We start from the raw sequence: 17,104 nt of genomic DNA, 5'->3' as shown, positions 1-17,104 counted from the left end.
TGGCTCGTCCAGGGGGCGCCCAGATTTCCTAGCCTGATGGGGTGAGCGCGCCGCAGCCGTCCCGCCCCGGACTCCGTCTGACCCCGCGCGGGAGGGTCGTCCTCGCCGCGCTGGGTGTGCTGCTCGTCGTGGCCGTCGCCCTCGTGTTCCGCTCGTGCGCTGCCCCGGACCCCTCGCGTGCCCCGGCACCCAGCACCAGCAGCCCTGCCGCGGCGCGTCCCAGCGCGACGGCACCCACGGTCACCTCCGCCGCCACCATGGCGACCACTCCGGCGACCACCCTGCCGAGCTCAGCGACGCCGCGGCCGACGGCGACGACGAGGTCTGCGGCGGGCGGCATACCGCACTCGGGGGTGCGGGGAGACGGGACCTGGAGCGCGGCCTCGCTCACGATCGCGCCGGCGCGCACCACCCCGCGCGTCCACCGGTATGCCGTCAAGGTCGAGGGCGGCACCGGCATCGCGGCCGATGCCGCCGCGCGCGAGATCGCGGGCATCCTCGACGACCCGCGCGGATGGATCGGGGAGAAGGACGCGTCGTTCGCCCTGGTGCCGGACGCGAGCGCGGCCGAGTTCACGATCTACCTCGCGTCGCCGCCCACCGTGGACCGGATGTGCCTGCCGCTGCGCATGCTCGGCACCTGGAGCTGCCGCCACGGCGACGACGTGATCCTCAACTCCGACCGGTGGACGCTGATGACCCCGACGTATGCCGACCTGACGGCCTACCGCGCGTACATGGTCAACCACGAGGTGGGGCACTTCCTCGGGCACGGGCACGAGGAGTGCGGCGCCGCCGGACGCAACGCGCCCGTGATGATGCACCAGAGCAAGGGCGTCGGGTCGTGCCGGCCCAACCCGTGGCCGACACTCGACGGCGCCTGACCGACCGCCGCGGGGGAGCCGGCGTCAGGGGATCGCGAGGGCGGACAGCACCCGGCCGACGCTCGACCCGACCCCGAGCTCGTCCGCGACCTGCGACAGCAGCCGCGGGTCCACGACCTCCCGAGGCAGCCGCAGCGTCTCGCGGGTGAGACCCGGCAGTGGCGCGTCGGTCGCGACCTGCACGACCGTGGGCGCGACGTCCAGGTAGTCCGAGGCCGCCTCCAGCCGGGCCCGCCGGGCTCCCTTGATGGCGGGGTCCCCGCCGTCGACCGCGGCGCGCAGGGTGCGCAGGTCGCCATACGTCTCGATGAGCTGGGCCGCGGACTTCTCGCCGATCCCGGGCACCCCGGGCAGGCCGTCGCTGGTGTCGCCGCGCAGCACCGCCATGTCGGCGTAGGCGGGGCCCGAGGAGACGGCGTACTTCGCGAGCAGGTAGGCCTCGTCGACCACGTCGGCGTCGCGCACCCCGCCGCGCGCGGTGTAGAGCACCCGCACCGAGCGCCGGTCGTCCACGACCTGGAAGAGGTCCCGGTCGCCGGTCACGACGTCGATGGGCAGCTCGCCGGCGTAGGTGTGCACCAGCGTGCCGATGACGTCGTCCGCCTCGTAGCCCGCCGCGCCGACCCGGGCGATGCCGAGGGCGGCCAGCACGTCCACGATCGCCGGGACCTGCGGCGCCAGCGCGTCGGGGGTGTCCTCGGCGACGTCCGAGCCGTCCGCGAGACGGTGGGTCTTGTAGCTCGGGATCGCCGCCACCCGGAAGTCGGGGCGCCAGTCCTCGTCCCAGCACGCCACGAGGTGCGTGGGCCGGTGGGTCTGGACGAGCGTGGCGATCATGTCGAGGAAGCCGCGCACCGCGTTGGACGGCGGCGAGTCCGGCGTCTTGCGGCGGTCCGGGACGCCGTAGAAGGCGCGGTAGTACAGCGAGGCGGCGTCGAGGAGCATCAGGCGGGGACTCGCATCCATGCTGCCAGCGTAGGGGCACCCCGCCGCTAGACTGGCCGGATGGAGGCCGTCGACCAGCAGATCGTCCAGCACCTGACGCGGGACGGCCGGATGTCCTACACCGACCTCGGCAAGGCCACGGGCCTGTCCACGTCGGCGATCCACCAGCGGGTGCGGCGGCTCGAGGAGCGCGGGGTCATCACGGGATACCACGCCCGGGTGGATCAGGCGCAGGCGGGCCTGCCGATGGGGGCGTTCATCTCGATCGCCCCGCTGGACCCGACCGAGCCCGACGACATCCCCGAGCGGCTGCGGGGGATCTCCGCGATCGAGGCCTGCCACTCGGTGGCCGGCGACATGTCCTACGTGCTCCAGGTGCGCGTGGCGACGCCCCACGCGCTGGAGGAGCTGATCGCGCAGATCCGAGCGGCGGCCAACGTGTCCACCCGCACCACGGTGGTGCTGTCCACGCCCTGGGAGGGGCGGTCGGCGCTGGAGCCTCCGCAGGCGGGGTAGGGCGGGGGCAGGGTCGGGCGGCCAAGGCAGAGGGGCCAAGGCAGAGCGGCGTATGGCGGGGCGGGGTCCGGTCTAGGCGCCGGGGTTCTCGACGACCACGGCGAGGCCCTGGCCGACGCCGATGCAGATCGCGGCGAGACCGTAGCGGCCCCCGGTCGCGGCGAGCCGGCGCGCCACCGTGCCGAGCACCCGCATCCCGGAGGCACCCAGCGGGTGGCCGATCGCGATGGCGCCGCCCCAGCGGTTGACCACCCCGACGTCCAGACCGTCGCGCTCCCAGGCGTCCAGACACGCCAGCGACTGCGCCGCGAAGGCCTCGTTGAGCTCGACCGCGTCGATGTCGCCCCAGGTCAGGCCGGCGCGCCGGAGCGCCTGCTCGGCCGCCGCCACCGGGGCGTAGCCGAAGAGCTGCGGCTCGTTGCCGGCCTCGCCGCGGGACACGATCCGGGCAAGCGGGTCGCGCCCCAGCAGGTCGGCCGCCCGCTCGGAGCCCACGAACCCGGCCGACGCGCCGTCGTTGAGCGGTGATGCGTTGCCCGCGGTGACGGTGCCGCCCTCGGCGCGGAAGGCGGTGCGCAGGCCCGCCAGCGTCGCCGGGGTGGAGTCGGGCCGGATGCCCTCGTCGCGCGTCAGGTCGGCGCCGGGGACGGAGACCACGTGGTCGGCATACCGGCCCTCGTCCCAGGCCGCGGCGGTGAGCCGGTGGGACTCGGCCGCGAAGGCGTCCTGCCGCTCCCGGGAGACGCCGTGACGCTCGGCGAGCTGCTCGGTGGCCTCGCCGAGGCTGACGGTCCACTCGCCCGGCATGCGCGGGTTGACCAGGCGCCAGCCGAGCGCGGTGTTCTCGGCGGTGAGGTTGTGGGCGGGGTAGGGCTTGCTGGTCTTGGGCAGCACCCACGGGGCGCGGCTCATGGACTCGACCCCGCCGACGAGCACGAGGTCCGCGTCGCCGACCAGCACCTGGCGGGACGCGACCATTGCGGCGTCGAGCGAGGAGCCGCAGAGCCGGTTGACGGTGCTGCCGGGGATCGAGACGGGCAGCCCGGCGAGCAGGGTGGCCATGCGGGCGACGTTGCGGTTCTCCTCCCCGGCGCCGTTGGCGTTGCCGAAGGTCACCGCGTCGATCCGCTTCGGGTCGAGGCCGGGGGAGCGATCGACCAGGGCGCGCACCACGTGGGCGGCCAGGTCGTCGGGGCGGACCCCCGCCAGGGCGCCGCCGAACCGGCCGAAGGGGGTCCGGATGCTGTCGTAGAGGAAGGCGGTGGGGCGCGTCACGAGGGACCTTTCGGGAAGGGGTCGGGCAGGGGTTCAGCGGGCGATGTCGGCGGTGGTGGCCCGGGTCAGGGTGATCAGGTCGGTGGGGGTGAGCTCGACGTCCAGGCCGCGGCGGCCGCCGGAGACCAGGACGGTGTCGTGGCCGAGCGCCGCGGCGTGCACGACCGTCGGCAGCGGGCGCTTCTGCCCGAGCGGGCTGATGCCGCCCACGACGTAGCCCGACGAGCGTTGCGCCGCAGCGGGATCGGCCATCGTGACCCGCTTGACGTGCAGGGCCGTGGCGAGGGCCTTGAGGTCCAGCTGCCGGTCGACGGGGACGATCCCGACGGCCAGCCCGGCGCCGGTGTCCACCAGGAGGGTCTTGAGGACCCGTGCCGGGTCGACGCCCAGCGCCGCGGCGGCCTCGAGGCCGTAGGACGGGGCCGCCGGGTCGTGCTCGTAGGCCCGCACCTGGTAGCGCACCCCTGCGCGGTCGAGCGCGGTGGTCGCGGGCGTGGCGGGGGAGGCTGGGTTGCCGGACGGGGCGCGCTTGCTGGCCATGGGCCGAGCGTATGCCGCCCCCGCCCGGCTCTCAGCCCGCCGCCGGGGCGAGCGCGATGTCCGAGGGGTGCGTCGCCAGCGGCGTGACCTCGATCGTCATGTACGCGAACAGCGGGAGGTTCCAGAGGATCTCGTGGAGCCGCTCGTTGCTCTCGACGTCGAAGACCGAGATGTTGGAGTACTGGCCGGCGCACCGCCAGATGTGCCGCCACTCACCACCGCGCTGCAGGTCCTGGGAGTACGCCTTCTCGCGGGCCAGGGTGGCGTCCCGCTCCGCCGGATCCAGGTCGTGGGGGATCGCGACGTCCATCTTCACGGCGTACAGCATGGTGTGCTCCTCGGTGCGGGTGGTGGGTGGTGGCAGGGTCGAGGCTGGCTCAGGCGCGGACGGGGTCGATCACGAAGTCGTAGTCCACGACCTGGCCCTGGCCGTCGGCGGCCGGCCTGGGGTCGAGCATGAGCTCGGGCTTGACGGACGTGGCGATGTCGTCCTCGTTGTGGGGGTCGCCGGGGAAGTAGAGCTGCGCGGTGAGCAGCTCGTGGTCGGGCGCCGAGACCTTGAGGTGCATGTGGGCGGGGCGCCAGGCGTGCCAGCCCGCGGCGGCGATCAGCTTGCCGCAGGCGCCGTCGGTGGGGATCTGGTAGGGGGCGGGGATGATCGAGTGGATCTCGAAGCGGCCCTCGTCGTCGGTGGTGAAGGTGCCGCGGAGGTTCCACTCGGGCAGGCCGGGGGCGTACTGGCTGTAGAAGCCGCCTGCGTCCGCGTGCCACAGCTCGACCTTGGCGTGGGGGAGGGCGGAACCGTCGGTGGTGCGCACCTGACCCTGGAAGGTCAGGGCCTCGCCGGGCTCGTCGTCGCGCATCGGGATGGTGCCGTGCGAGCCCTGCTCCGGGGAGTCCGGGACGTAGTACGGACCCTCGATGGAGCCCTTGTTGCCCTGACGGTGATCGGTGTTGACGTCCTCGACGACGTGCTCGAACCACACGTCGAGAAAGAGCGGCCACTCGCCGTCCTCGCCGACCTGGATCAGCCAGGACTTGAGGACGTCGTACTCCTCGTAGGTGAGGCGGTGCTTGCGGATGACCTCGTGGAGGGCCTCGATGGCCTCGGTGGCGATCGCGTCGACGCGCTCCTGCGGGACCTCGAGGGTGCGCTGCTTCTTGCGGAAGGCGGCGGTGGCGTTGGCGCCGGAGTCGGCGGCGCGCGCCTCGAGCGTGGTCGGGGTGGGCTGGGTGGTGTCGGTGCTCATGGTCTCTCCTTGGGGTGGCATCGGTGCCACCGGTCTGTGGTGTGCGGTGCGGGTCGTGCTGGCGGGTGGCGGCGGGGCGGTGGTGCCGTGCGGTGAGAGGCCGTATGGCGCCCCGCCGTCAGAGGTCGACGCGGTAGTGCTGGAGCTTGTCCTCGTCGACGGTGACCCCGATGCCGGGGCGGCCGCTGACGGCGAGCATGCCGTCGTGGATCTGCAGGGGCTCGGCGAGCAGGTCGTCGCTCATGTCGAGGAAGTTGGACAGCTCGCCCGCGCGGCGGGTCGTCGCGTCGTAGGCCGAGCCGAAGGCGACCGCGCACGCGGTGCCCAGCTGCCCGTCGATCTGGTTGCCGATCACGACCTCGACCCCGAGGCCCTGGCACTGGTGCAGGACGCGGCGGGAGTCGGTGAAGCCGGTGCGGGCGGTCTTGATGCTGATGGCGTTCGCGGAGCCGCCGAGCAGCTCGCGCGTCACCTCTCCGGGGGTGGTGGCGCTCTCGTCGGCGACGGTGGGGATGGTGGTGCGGGACGCCAGCCAGCGGCGACCGAGCACGTCGTCGGCGGGGCACAGCTCCTCGGCCAGGGTGAGGTCGAGGTCGGCCATCGCGTCCAGGGCGCGGGCCGCCTCGGACGGGGTCCATCCGCGGTTGCCGTCGACGTAGAGCTCCACCGCGTCGCCGAAGTGCTTGCGCAGGGCCCGGCACACGTCGACGTCGAGGCGGAATGGGCGACGCCCGACCTTGACCTTGAAGGTCGTGATGCCGTACGTCGAGCGCATGCGCTCGGCCTCGTCGACCATGGCCGCCGGGTCGGCGAAGCCCAGCATATGACTCACCTGCATGCGGTCGGCGTAGCCGCCGAGCAGCTCGGTGACCGGGCGCCCGAAGGCCTGGCCCACGACGTCCCACAGGGCCATGTCCAGGGCGGCCTTGGCCGTGGGGTTGCCGACGGTCCGGCGCAGCCGGGCGTGGATCCGCTCGCGGTGCAGCGCGTCGGTCCCGACGACGGCCGGGGCAAAGATCTGGGAGATGACGGCGACGATCGAGGCCTGGGTCTCGCCATACGTGAACGGACGAGACGGAGCCTCGGCCACGCCCACGAGGCCGCCCGCGGTGCGCACCCGGACGAGCACGTGCTCGGCGACGCTCACCGACCCGCTGGCAAAGGCCAGGGGCTTGCGGTAGGGGATGGCGAAGGGAATGGTCTCCACCTCGGTGATGGTGAGGTCGGCGCTGCTGGCGCCGGGCGCAGTGGACGCAGTGGCCGCAATGGTCGGGAGGGCGGTCATCGGGGGGCCTTCCGATCGGGGTCGGCCTGCAGGAGGTCGTGCTCCTCGAGGGTCTGCACGAAGGCCTCCACCAGGGGGTTGGGCTGGTCGGCACGCCACGCGAGCGCCAGGTCGACGGTCGCGGTGCCGGGCAGGTCGGCGAAGGTCACGCCCTCCAGGCCGGAGGCGCGGGTCGAGGCCGGGACCAGGGCGATGCCGAGGCCGCCGGCCACGAGGGAGAGCAGGGCCGACATCTCGGTGACCTCGTGCTCGATGGTGGGGTAGAAGCCGGCGTCCAAGCAGGTGCGCACCACGGCGTCGGTCACCACCGAGCGCGCGCTCGGCGCCAGGACGACGAAGGACTCCTCGACCAGGGCGTCGACGGTGACCTCCGGGTCGTCGACGAGGCGGTGGCCCGACGGCAGAGCGAGCACGAGGGGCTCGCGGGCGATCAGGCGAGTGGCCAGGCGGTCGTCGCGGACGGGCAGGCGCAGGACACCGACGTCGATGCGACCCGCGTCGAGGTCGTGCACCTGCTGCGGCGTGAGGCGGTCGGTCTGGATCTGCAGGCCCACCCCCGGCATACGGGCCTTGACCAGGGCAGCCATGCGGGGGAGGTAGCCGTAGGTCGCCGACCCGGTCAGCGCGATCCGCAGGACCCCCACCTGGCCGCGGGCGATGCGGCGGGTGCGCTCCACGGTGTCGTCGAGCGCCGCGAGGGTGCGCCGGGCGTCGGCCACGAAGACCTCGCCGGCCGGCGTCAGCGCGACGGTGCGGGTGGTCCGCTCGAACAGCTCGACCTGGAGCTCGTCTTCGAGCTGGCGGACGGCCTGGGACAGCGGCGGCTGGGAGATGTGCAGCGAGCGCGCGGCGCGGCCGAAGTGACGTTGCTCGGCCACGGCGACGACGTAGCGCAGATGACGCAGCTCCATCGGTGACCTCCTCGTCGGTGAGGGCAGTGCGTTCGCTCCGTCATCACGGTAGAGCCGCCCGATTGATCTACACAAATACCTGTTTAAGCCTCATTGATAGGCAGCAGGTGTCAATAGCACCTGGGTCAACCCTGGGCAGATGACCGGGGCGAGACCCCTCGGACGACGGCGGCAGTGGTCTGGGGCACGCGGCCAGACCGCCTCTGCCGCACCGCAGTCCGTGCCGACGACGCCACAGGAGGAACCATGCCGCACCCCACCGGCACCCCGAAGTTCGATCTGGACCAGGCCGTGGTGGAGCGCCCCGAGGAGCGCGTCTGTCGCCGGGCGCGCCCGCCTGGGCGGCGGAGGACCCGCCACCGCCCGCCTGACCGGACCCCGGCACCCCGCACGATCCAGGTGGACTGACCTCTAAGTAGGGGAGGAGGGAACAGGGGGAGGGGCGCTCAGACCAAGGAGGCGGTGCGCGAGGCCGCCGCGGCAGCGAGCTCCGCCGCGTGCGCAGCGGCCACGGCACCCTCGTCGCGCTGCTCGCGCCACCAGCGCTGCCCGCTCTCGGGGAGGGTGTAGATCGGGTCGTAGTAGGCGTAGTCCGTGCTGGTGACGTCGACCTCCTCGCCCTCGATCGACGTGCGGTAGTTCTTGCGCCACAAGGAGATTCCGCGCTCGCGGTCGTACTCCTCGACCTGGTGCACCCACCGCTTGCCGACGAACGGCACGTCGCAGACGATGCGCGGCGTCGCGAAGCCGGGCAGGTATCCCATGATCGCGTGCTGCAGCTGCTGGGCCTCGACGAGCGACAGCCGCCAGTGCTCGCTGAACGGGATCATGTCGCACATGTAGAAGTAGTAGGGGTTGATCGCTGCCTCGTCACGCATCGTGAAGCACAGGTCGAGCAGCGCCTCGGGCGTGTCGTTGATGCCGCGCATCAGCACGCCCTGGTTGCGGATCGACCGCACCCCGGCCTCGTGCAGCAGCCGGGTGGCGGTGGCGACCGCGGGGGTCACCGACTGCACGTTGTTGATGTGGGTGTGGATCGCGAGGCCGACGCCGCGCCGGGCCGCCGTCCAGGAGACCCGGCCCACACCCTCGACCACGTCGGGCGCCGACCAGTGCTGGGGCAGGCCCATGAGCGCCTTGGTGGCGAGGCGGATGTCGCGGATGTTGTCGATCTCCAGCAGGCGCATGAGGAAGGACTCGAGGTTCTTCCACGGCATGTTGGCGACGTCGCCGCCCGAGACCACGACGTCGCGGACCTGCGGGGACCCCTTGAGGTAGTCGATCATCGCGTCGAGCCGGTCGACGGGCTTGCCGGCGAGCTTGAGCTTGGTGACCTGCGCCGTGGAGTTGCCGACGAGGTCCATGCGCGTGCAGTGGCCGCAGTACTGCGGGCAGGTGGGCAGCAGCTCGGCGAGCACCTTGGTGGGGTAGCGGTGGGTGAGCCCCTCCGCCACCCACATGTCCGCCTCGTGCAGGGAGTCCCGCGAGGCGTGGGGGTGGCTCGCCCAGTCCGTGCGCCGGTCGGAGTACACCGGGAGCATGTAGCGGCGGACCGGGTCCGCGAGGAACGCGGCGCTGAACTCCGCTCCCGCCGCCGGCATGGGGGCGTCGACGGCCGGGACCATGGTGTTGAGCATCTGCGGCGGCACCAGCATCGACATGGTGGCCCGCTCGGCCTGGTCGCGCTCGAGGTCGGCGTAGACCTCCTCGGTGAGCAGGTCGCCCATGAGCTCGCGCAGCTGCCGGACGTTCTTGACGCACCGGGTGCGCTGCCACTGGGCGCTCGCCCACTCCTTGTCGGTCACGTCGCGCCAGCCCGGCAGCCGCCTCCAGTCGGGCTCCACGAGCTCGCGCCGACGGTAGACGTATGGTTGCTCCATCGCGCTCATGACCCCTACGGTAGCGGAGAGTTTGCGGCCTGCAAGAGTGTGGGCAACAGTTTTTGCATCATCACCCATCTCGGAGTGGAGAATCGGCATGGACAGTGCGCACATCACCCGTCCCGGCGCAGCTGCCCCCACGCCCCCTGCGACCGGCGCCTCGCCATACGGCCTGCACCGGGTGATCCTCGGCCCCGGCGAGCGACCCGCCCTGCCGCAGGCCGCCCGGCGGCTCGACGACCGGCCCGAGATCTGGCCCGACGAGATCCGCGTGTGCGTGGAGACCCTCAACCTCGACGCCGCGAGCTATCGCCAGCTCCGGGGGTCGTATGCCGGGAGCGCCCTGCGCCAGGCGGTGCTCGACATCGTCGGCGAGCGCGGCAAGATGCAGAATCCCGTCACGGGGTCCGGCGGCATGCTGATCGGCACGGTGGACGAGGTCGGCCCCGAGAGCCCGCTCGGGCTGCGGCCGGGGGACCGCGTGGCCACCCTGGTGAGCCTGTCCCTGACGCCGCTGCGGATCACCGACGGGCTCGCCCGGTGGGACGGCGAGGACGAGCGGATCCCGGCCGAGGGCCACGCCATCCTCTTCGGCCGCTCGATCGCCGCGGTCCTGCCCGACGACCTCGACCCCGAGCTCGCGCTCATGGTCATGGACGTCTGCGGCGCCCCGGCGCTGGTGGACCGCGTGGTGCGGGAGCACCGGTCGCGCACCGGAGCGGCGCCCGACGTGCTCGTCCTCGGCGGCGCCGGCAAGTCGGGCTCCCTGTCGCTCGCCGCCGCACGCCGGGCCGGGGCGGCCCACCTCACCGCGGTCGTCCCCGTCCAGGCGGAGGCGGACCTGCTGTCGGGCACGACGCTCGCTGACGACGTCGTCCTGGCCGACGCGCGAGACCCCCTCGGGCTCCTCGATGCCGTCGAGACCGCCCACGGCCCGGCCGACGTCACGGTCGTGTGCGTGGACGTGCCGGGCTGCGAGCACCCGTCCATCCTCGTGACCCGCGACGGCGGGACGATCGTCTACTTCTCCATGGCCACCAGCTTCAGCGCCGCCGCGCTCGGCGCCGAGGGCCTGGCGGCCGACGTGCGCATGCTCGTGGGCAACGGCTACACCCCGGGGCACGCGGCCCTGGCGCTCGACCTGCTGAGGTCCGACCCGTCGGTGCGCGCGTTGTTCGAGGGGCGTCTGGCGCCCCGGGCACACTGACCCCATGCGACGACGCACCCTCTACCGCAACGGCCACGTCTACGTCCCCACCCGCGGCTTCCCCACAGCCATGCTGGTGGACGACACGCGGGTGCTCTGGGTCGGCGGCGAGGCCGACGCCGACGGCCAGGTGGACGAGGCCGACCGGGTGGTGGACCTGCACGGGTGCCTGGTGACGACGCCGTTCGTCGACCCGATCCACTTCGTGGCCGAGAGCGCCGAGTGGCGCTCGCTGACCCAGCTGACGGGGGCGCGCTCGCTGACCGACGCGCTGGACCGGCTGGCGGCCGCCGCCCGCACGTCGCAGGGCCCGGTGACGGGCTTCGGCTACGACGAGGGACGCTGGCCCGAGCAGCGCCCGCCGGCGCCCGAGGAGCTGGCTCGCGCCGTGGAGGGACGACCGGCCGTCATCCTGCGGGCGGACAAGGGGGCCTGCGTCTGCTCCCCGGCGTTCACCGCCGGCGCCGCGCAGGTGGGGGTGGACACCCGCGGCCTGGCCGACATGACGCGCAGGCCGGGCCTCGGCGCGCTCCTCACGGCGATCGTGGCGCAGCGGACGCCCGCCCAGCAGCAGGCGATCCTCGACGGCGCCCTGTCGGCCGCGGCGGCCCACGGCATCGGCTGCCTGCACGACCACATCTCCAGCCCGCGGCTCCTGGACGGCTTCACGACGACGCGCCCGCAGCTGCCGGGCCCGGTCGTGCAGCGCTACCTGCGGCACGTCTGCCGCCCCGACGAGGACCCCGCCGTGCTCCTGCGGGAGCACGACCTGCACGGCTTCATGCTGCAGGTCGACGGGCCGGTCAACAGCCACCAGGCGGCCCTGCACGAGACCTACATCGACCTGCCCGGCCAGGTCGGCCCCGACCCGATGCCCGCCGAGACGATCGCCGAGCACCTCGTCGCGGCATCGCTCGCCGGGATCCGCACCAGCCTCGTCGCGATGGGGGACCGGGCGGCCGACGCCATGATCGACGGCATGCGCACCGCGGTGCGGACCGTGGGGCTGGACCGCTTCCGCTCGCTGCGCCACCGCACCATGACCCTGGCCCTGGCGGACCCGCGCGTGCTGGGCACGCTGATCGACCTCGGCGTGGTCGTGGTGCGCGTCCCCCAGGTGGACAGCCGTTGGGGAGGGCCGGAGGGGGACTTCACGCGGGCCCTCGGCACCGTCCGGGCGCGAGAGATGATGCGCTTCGGCTCGCTCGGCGTCGACGGCCTGCTCAGCGCCCTCGCCAGCACCTCGCCGTGGCTGGACCTCGACCCGTGGCAGACCCTGCGCTCCGCCCGCTGGCACCGGTTCGAGGAGGAGCGGGTCTCTGTGGGAGAGGCCTTCCACGCCCACACGGTGGGCGGCTGGCACGCCTCCGGCCACGACACCCGCGGCTACCTCGGCGTCGGGCTCCCGGCCGACTTCGTGGTGTGGGAGGTGCCGCCGGGCGAGCTCGGCGAGGGCCCGCACTCCCAGCTCGAGACCCCCGGCCTGCCGCGGCTGCGCCCGGAGGCCCCCACCCCCCGCGCCCTGCTGACGGTCGTCGGCGGACGCACGATCCACGAGAGCGAAGGAGCTCTGCCATGACCCGCACACCCGCGCCGGGTGCCCGCGCCCACCTCGACCTGGACCCGCAGGTCGTGCGTCGCGCGAGGAGCCTCGCCCGCCGGGCGGGACGCCCGGTCGTCCGCCTGGCGCAGGAGCACACCACGGTCTCGGTCGAGCGCGCCACGCTGCGCCTCGCGGGGCTGGCCGGCGCCGACCACGAGCGCGTCCCGTGGGTCAACCACCTGGTGGCGGGCGTGCGCGACCAGGTCGGGCTCGAGGGCGGGGTCACCACGCCGGTGCACGACGCCCTCGCGCGCGGCGAGGCCCCCGACCTGCTCACCCTGGCGCAGAAGGCCGCTGCGGGCGCCGTGACCTTCCGTGTGCCGGAGGGCAAGGACCGCACTGCCGCCCAGCGCCTCGCGAGACGTGCCGTCACCCAGGGGATGACGCGCATCGACCGCCAGCGCGCCGCCCGGGAGCGCCTGATCGCCAAGGTCGGCGACGCCCCCGCCCGCCCGTGGGTCTACCTCATCGTCGCGACCGGCGACATCTACGAGGACATGCCGCAGGCCCAGGCCGCGGCCCGCGGGGGCGCGGACGTCATCGCCGTCATCCGCTCGACCGGCCAGTCGCTGCTGGACTACGTCCCGGAGGGCGCCACCCGTGAGGGCTACGCGGGCACCTACGCCACGCAGGAGAACTTCCGGCTGATGCGGGCCGCGCTGGACGAGACGAGCAAGGAGCTCGGCCGCTACGTGCGCCTCACCAACTACGCGTCGGGGCTGTGCATGCCCGAGATCGCCACGCTGGCCGGCCTCGAGCGGCTGGACATGATGCTCAACGACTCGATGTACGGCATCCTCTTCCGCGATATCAACCCCATCCGCACCTTCGTCGACCAGCGGTTCTCCCGCCAGATCCACGCGCGCGCGGGGATCATCATCAACACCGGCGAGGACAACTACCTCACCACCGCCGACGCGGTGGAGGCGGCGCACACGGTCACCGTCAGCCAGCTGCTCAACGAGTACTTCGCCAAGGAGGCGGGGCTCGCCGACTGGCAGCTCGGTCTGGGGCACGCCTTCGAGATCAACCCGGACCTGCCCGACTCCTTCCGGATGGAGCTGGCCCACGCCATGCTCGCCCGGGACCTCTTCCCCCGGGCCCCGCTGAAGTGGATGCCCCCGACCAAGCACATGACCGGCGACGTCTTCCGCGGCTACCTGCTCGACGGGTTCTTCAACCTCGTCGGCGGCCTGACCGACCAGGGCATCCTGCTCGTGGGGATGATGACCGAGGCCGTCGTCACCCCCTTCCTGTCCGACCGGGACCTCGCCCTCCAGAACGTCCGCTACGCCCTGGAGGCCGGCCGCGGGTTGCGCGAGGACTTCCGCCCGCCCACCGACGGCTTCATCCAGACCCGGGCCCGCCGGGTGCTCTCCGAGGCCGTGGACCTGCTGGTGCGCATCGCCGACGACACCCTTCTCGAGGCCATCGCGGACGGCACCTTCGGCCTCATGAAGCGCCCTGCTAACGCCGGCAAGGGGCTGGACGGCGTCGTGCGCAAGGGACCCGACTACGACAACCCGACCATGACGCTGCTGGAGGAGGGGAGCGCGCGATGAGCGACCTGATCAGGCCGTATGGCGACACCACCGGCGACGGGATGGTGCAGGTCTCGTTCACGCTGCCCGTGCCCCACGACAAGCGTGCCGAGGGCGCGGCGCTGCAGCTCGCCGAGAAGATGGGGATGCGGCCCGCGCTGCTGGTTCACGCCAAGGCGATCGGCCCGGACTTCACGTTCTTCGTGGTCTACGGCAGCGTCACGCACCTGGTCGACCTGCGCGACGTGCAGGTGGTCGAGCGCGACTACCCGCTGCTCGCGGCCAAGGACGTCAACGCCGCCCTCAAGAAGCAGCTGCGCCGCCCCCTCGTCGTGGTGGGGGCGTGCATCGGCACCGACGCGCACACCGTCGGCATCGACGCGATCCTCAACATCAAGGGCTTCGCGGGGGAGAAGGGCCTGGAGTACTACTCCGAGATCACCGTCGTCAACCTCGGTGCCCAGGTGCTGGTGCCGGACCTCGTCGAGCGCGCCCGCGCCGAGCAGGCCGACGCGGTGCTGGTGTCCCAGGTTGTCACCCAGCGCGACGCCCACATCCACAACACGCAGGAGATGTCCGCGGCCTTCCGGGAGGCCTACCCGGCGGGTCGGGCGCCGTTGCTCGTCGTCGGCGGACCCCGCTTCGACGAGGGCTCGGCGGCCACGCTCGGGGTCGACCGCGTCTTCGGCAAGGGGACGACGCCCGGCGAGGTGGCCTCCTACCTCGTCCACGCCATCACGACCCGGGGTGCCGACGCGTCCGGCGACCCGCCCCGGGGCACCCGCCAGCCTGCCCGCAACCGGAAGGATCCCCGATGACCACCGCCACCGTCGGCGACACCGTCGTTCACCGTCGCTACGTCCCCTACTCCCACGCCCACTACGCCGGCAACCTCGTCGACGGCGCCTACTCGCTGGCCGCCTTCGGTGACGTGGCGACCGAGATGTGCATCCGGACCGACGGCGACGAGGGGCTCTTCGCGTCCTACCAGGACGTGCAGTTCCGGGCGCCGGTGCGGGCGGGGGACTGCCTGGAGATCAGCTGCACCGTTGTGCGGGTCGGGCGCCGGTCCCGGGAGCTGGACTTCGAGGTCCGCGTGGTCGCCCGTGGCAACCCGGCCCGGGGCGAGTCCGCCGCCGACGTCCTGGACCCGCCGCTGGTCGCGACGACGGCCCGCGGGGTCGTGGTGGTCCCCGGCCCGGCCGCATAGCGGTCGTCGGTGGGCCCGGCTGTTGGAGCAGACCGCCCTGATGCCGCACCTGCCACGGAGCGCTGAGTCCGGTTTGACGGTGGGTCACCGCATTAGTCCGGACGGTGAATCGCGTCACTCCTCGGCGTGTCGCACGCGACACGCCGAGGTTCGTGATCGAAACGAGACCCGTCAGCACCCCGCTGACCTGCAGGGATGCGTAAAACCGCTGGTCAGCGGGGGTTTGACAGCTGCAGTGGGCAGGGCTCTAGGTTGTCGGTGGTTGTCCGGCCTGGGAGCGAGGCACTCGCGACCGTTCGGGGCTCTGGGATCGCTGTGCGCAACCGCGCACGGAGGGGACCCGCTCCAACCCTCGGACAGCAGCTCGGCCCGCACGCCTAGTAGAAAACGGTGCGGCCTCGACCATGCGTCGGCCGCGGCGGTCCCAACGGCGTGCGGGCTGTGCTGCGCCCAGTGCCGGCACCACTAAGGTGTCGCGGGTGCGCCGCATCCTCTTCGCCGCTGCCGGCGGTCTCGCCCTGTGGCTGTCGTGGCCGTCCCACGACCTCTGGGCGCTGGCCCCGGTCGGCATCGCCCTGCTCGCGCTGGCCAGTCACGCCGCGGGCGCGCGACGCGGCTTCGGCATCGGCGTCGTGGCCGGCCTGGCGGCCTACCTGCCGGCGCTGCACTGGTCCGGGATCTACGTCGGCAACCTGCCCTGGGTCGCGCTGAGCGTCCTGGAGGCGCTCTACGTGGGCCTGACCGCGGCGGCCTGCGGCTGGCTCTCGCAGCGACCGGGACGCGCCCTGCCCTACCCGCTCGTCGTGGCCGCAGCCTGGACCGTGGGGGAGTGGCTGCGGTCGGTGACCCCCTTCGGCGGCTTCCCCTGGCTCAAGATCGCCTTCGGCCAGGCCGACGCCCCCATCCTGCCGCTCGTGCGGTGGGTCGGCACCCCCGGCCTGACGGCCGCGGTCGCCCTCGTCGGCGGGCTCCTCGCCGCTGCGGCGCTCGCCGTGGTCCGGGCCCGTGGGGGCGTGACCAGGGCGGCCGGGCGGGCGGGCGGGCCCCGGCATACGGCCCGGGTCCTCGCGCCGCTGCTCGCCGCGGCGGCCATCACCTGGGGGCCCGCGCTGCTGCCGGTGCCCACGGACGGCGACCCGATGGACGTGCTCGCGGTGCAGGGCAACGTCCCCCGCGCCGGGCTGGACTTCAACGCCGAGCGTCGCCAGGTGCTCGACAACCACGCCGCGCAGACCCGTCGCGCGATCGACCAGGGGAGCGCGGCCGGGCGCCCCACCCCCGCCCTGGTGGTCTGGCCCGAGAACTCCTCCGACATCGACCCGGTCCGCAACCCCGATGCCGGCCAGGTCATCTCCGACACCGCGGCGCACGCCCAGGCGCCCATCCTGGTCGGCACGCTGCGCACCGACGACCACGGCCTCATCAAGAACACCACGATGCTGTGGAGCCCCGGCCGCGGCCCGGTCGCCGACTACGCCAAGCGGCACCCCGTGCCCTTCGCGGAGTACATCCCCTACCGGTCCTTCTTCCGGCACTTCAGCGACAAGGTGGACCTGCTGACCCACGACTTCAGCGCCGGCACCACCGTCGGGGCGATGCCCGTGCCCACCCGCTCCGGGCCGGTCACCGTGGGTCTCGGGATCTGCTTCGAGGTCGCCTACGACGACATCATGCGCGACGCCATCACCCACGGCTCGCGCCTGCTGGCGGTGCAGACCAACAACGCCACGTTCGGCTACACCGACGAGTCCTACCAGCAGCTCGCGATCTCCCGGGTCCGGGCCGTGGAGATGGGCCGGTCCGTCGTGCACATCTCCACCGTGGGCGCGTCCGCGCTGATCACCCCCGACGGGGTGGCGCACCAGCAGACCGCGCTCTTCACCCCCGCCGGGCTGCGCGCGGACCTGCCGCTGCGCTCGGAGACGACACCCGCTGTCCGCATCGGCGACCTCCCGGTGTGGCTCGGCATGGCGGTGCTGCTGGCCGGGGCCCTGTGGAGGACGACCGGGCGCCGCACCCGCCGCGGCTAGGCTGACCGGAACCAACGCGACCCCTGG

General features: G+C 73.2%; 16 protein-coding genes. 8 read left to right on the top strand and 8 right to left on the bottom strand.

The features are described from left to right. The first annotated feature begins 41 nt into the window (after positions 1-41). The gene (locus ADJ73_RS12510) at positions 42-884 is read left to right on the top strand and encodes a DUF3152 domain-containing protein (RefSeq protein WP_156188230.1); all 843 of its coding nucleotides are present in this window, start codon (positions 42-44) and stop codon (positions 882-884) included. Between the two features lie 24 nt (positions 885-908). Here ADJ73_RS12510 and ADJ73_RS12505 read toward each other — a convergent pair whose 3' ends face one another. Continuing rightward, entirely contained in the window at positions 909-1,850 is a 942-nt protein-coding gene (locus ADJ73_RS12505) for a 5'-3' exonuclease (RefSeq protein WP_050348535.1), read from the bottom strand. Between the two features lie 39 nt (positions 1,851-1,889). On the opposite strand from ADJ73_RS12505, the gene ADJ73_RS12500 reads away from it, so the two are divergent. Further along, complete coding sequence (locus tag ADJ73_RS12500) at positions 1,890-2,345, top strand: Lrp/AsnC family transcriptional regulator (RefSeq protein ID WP_050348534.1); 456 nt, start codon at positions 1,890-1,892, stop codon at positions 2,343-2,345. A 72-nt stretch (positions 2,346-2,417) separates the two neighbouring features. Here the strand turns inward: ADJ73_RS12500 and ADJ73_RS12495 are convergent, their stop codons facing one another. The 7 genes from ADJ73_RS12495 to ADJ73_RS12465 form a co-directional block, all read right to left on the bottom strand. After that, entirely contained in the window at positions 2,418-3,620 is a 1,203-nt protein-coding gene (locus ADJ73_RS12495; RefSeq protein ID WP_050348533.1) for a thiolase family protein, read from the bottom strand. Between the two features lie 33 nt (positions 3,621-3,653). Then, entirely contained in the window at positions 3,654-4,160 is a 507-nt protein-coding gene (gene ybaK / locus ADJ73_RS12490) for a Cys-tRNA(Pro) deacylase (RefSeq protein ID WP_050348532.1), read from the bottom strand. Positions 4,161-4,191: 31 nt separating this feature from the next. Further along, positions 4,192-4,488, bottom strand: coding sequence for a muconolactone Delta-isomerase (gene catC / locus ADJ73_RS12485; protein ID WP_082176979.1), 297 nt, complete (start codon positions 4,486-4,488; stop codon positions 4,192-4,194). A 49-nt stretch (positions 4,489-4,537) separates the two neighbouring features. Further along, a complete protein-coding gene (catA, locus tag ADJ73_RS12480) occupies positions 4,538-5,410 on the bottom strand; it encodes a catechol 1,2-dioxygenase (protein WP_050348531.1) in 873 nt (290 codons plus the stop codon). Between the two features lie 118 nt (positions 5,411-5,528). Then, positions 5,529-6,695: a mandelate racemase/muconate lactonizing enzyme family protein gene (locus ADJ73_RS12475; RefSeq protein ID WP_082176978.1), complete on the bottom strand. Its 1,167-nt coding sequence runs from the start codon at positions 6,693-6,695 to the stop codon at positions 5,529-5,531. Beyond that, positions 6,692-7,606, bottom strand: coding sequence for a LysR substrate-binding domain-containing protein (locus ADJ73_RS12470; protein ID WP_050348530.1), 915 nt, complete (start codon positions 7,604-7,606; stop codon positions 6,692-6,694). Before ADJ73_RS12470 ends, ADJ73_RS12475 begins: the two co-directional genes overlap by 4 nt. Before the next feature lie 446 nt (positions 7,607-8,052). Beyond that, positions 8,053-9,495 (bottom strand): KamA family radical SAM protein, encoded by a 1,443-nt coding sequence (locus tag ADJ73_RS12465; RefSeq protein ID WP_050348529.1) that lies wholly within the window; start codon positions 9,493-9,495, stop codon positions 8,053-8,055. Between the two features lie 88 nt (positions 9,496-9,583). On the opposite strand from ADJ73_RS12465, the gene ADJ73_RS12460 reads away from it, so the two are divergent. The 6 genes from ADJ73_RS12460 to lnt all read left to right on the top strand — a co-directional run bounded on the left by ADJ73_RS12460 (position 9,584) and on the right by lnt (position 17,077). Next, positions 9,584-10,693, top strand: coding sequence for an L-erythro-3,5-diaminohexanoate dehydrogenase (locus tag ADJ73_RS12460; RefSeq protein ID WP_050348528.1), 1,110 nt, complete (start codon positions 9,584-9,586; stop codon positions 10,691-10,693). A 4-nt stretch (positions 10,694-10,697) separates the two neighbouring features. After that, positions 10,698-12,272 carry an amidohydrolase family protein gene (locus ADJ73_RS12455; RefSeq protein WP_050348527.1) on the top strand — a complete coding sequence of 525 codons (1,575 nt, stop codon included), beginning with the start codon at positions 10,698-10,700 and terminating at the stop codon, positions 12,270-12,272. Continuing rightward, a complete protein-coding gene (locus ADJ73_RS12450; protein ID WP_050348526.1) occupies positions 12,269-13,858 on the top strand; it encodes a lysine 5,6-aminomutase subunit alpha in 1,590 nt (529 codons plus the stop codon). Before ADJ73_RS12455 ends, ADJ73_RS12450 begins: the two co-directional genes overlap by 4 nt. Beyond that, positions 13,855-14,655 (top strand): OAM dimerization domain-containing protein, encoded by an 801-nt coding sequence (locus ADJ73_RS12445; RefSeq protein ID WP_050348525.1) that lies wholly within the window; start codon positions 13,855-13,857, stop codon positions 14,653-14,655. Before ADJ73_RS12450 ends, ADJ73_RS12445 begins: the two co-directional genes overlap by 4 nt. Further along, a complete protein-coding gene (locus ADJ73_RS12440) occupies positions 14,652-15,047 on the top strand; it encodes a hotdog domain-containing protein (RefSeq protein WP_050348524.1) in 396 nt (131 codons plus the stop codon). Before ADJ73_RS12445 ends, ADJ73_RS12440 begins: the two co-directional genes overlap by 4 nt. Before the next feature lie 479 nt (positions 15,048-15,526). Next, positions 15,527-17,077, top strand: a complete 1,551-nt coding sequence (gene lnt / locus ADJ73_RS12435) for an apolipoprotein N-acyltransferase (RefSeq protein WP_050348523.1) — start codon at positions 15,527-15,529, stop codon at positions 17,075-17,077. Positions 17,078-17,104: the final 27 nt, after the last annotated feature.

Source organism: Arsenicicoccus sp. oral taxon 190 (assembly GCF_001189535.1).
Taxonomy (GTDB): Bacteria; Actinomycetota; Actinomycetes; order Actinomycetales; family Dermatophilaceae; genus Arsenicicoccus.
Note: the sequence above shows the minus strand (reverse complement) of the source record. Positions and strands in the feature narration are given on the sequence as shown.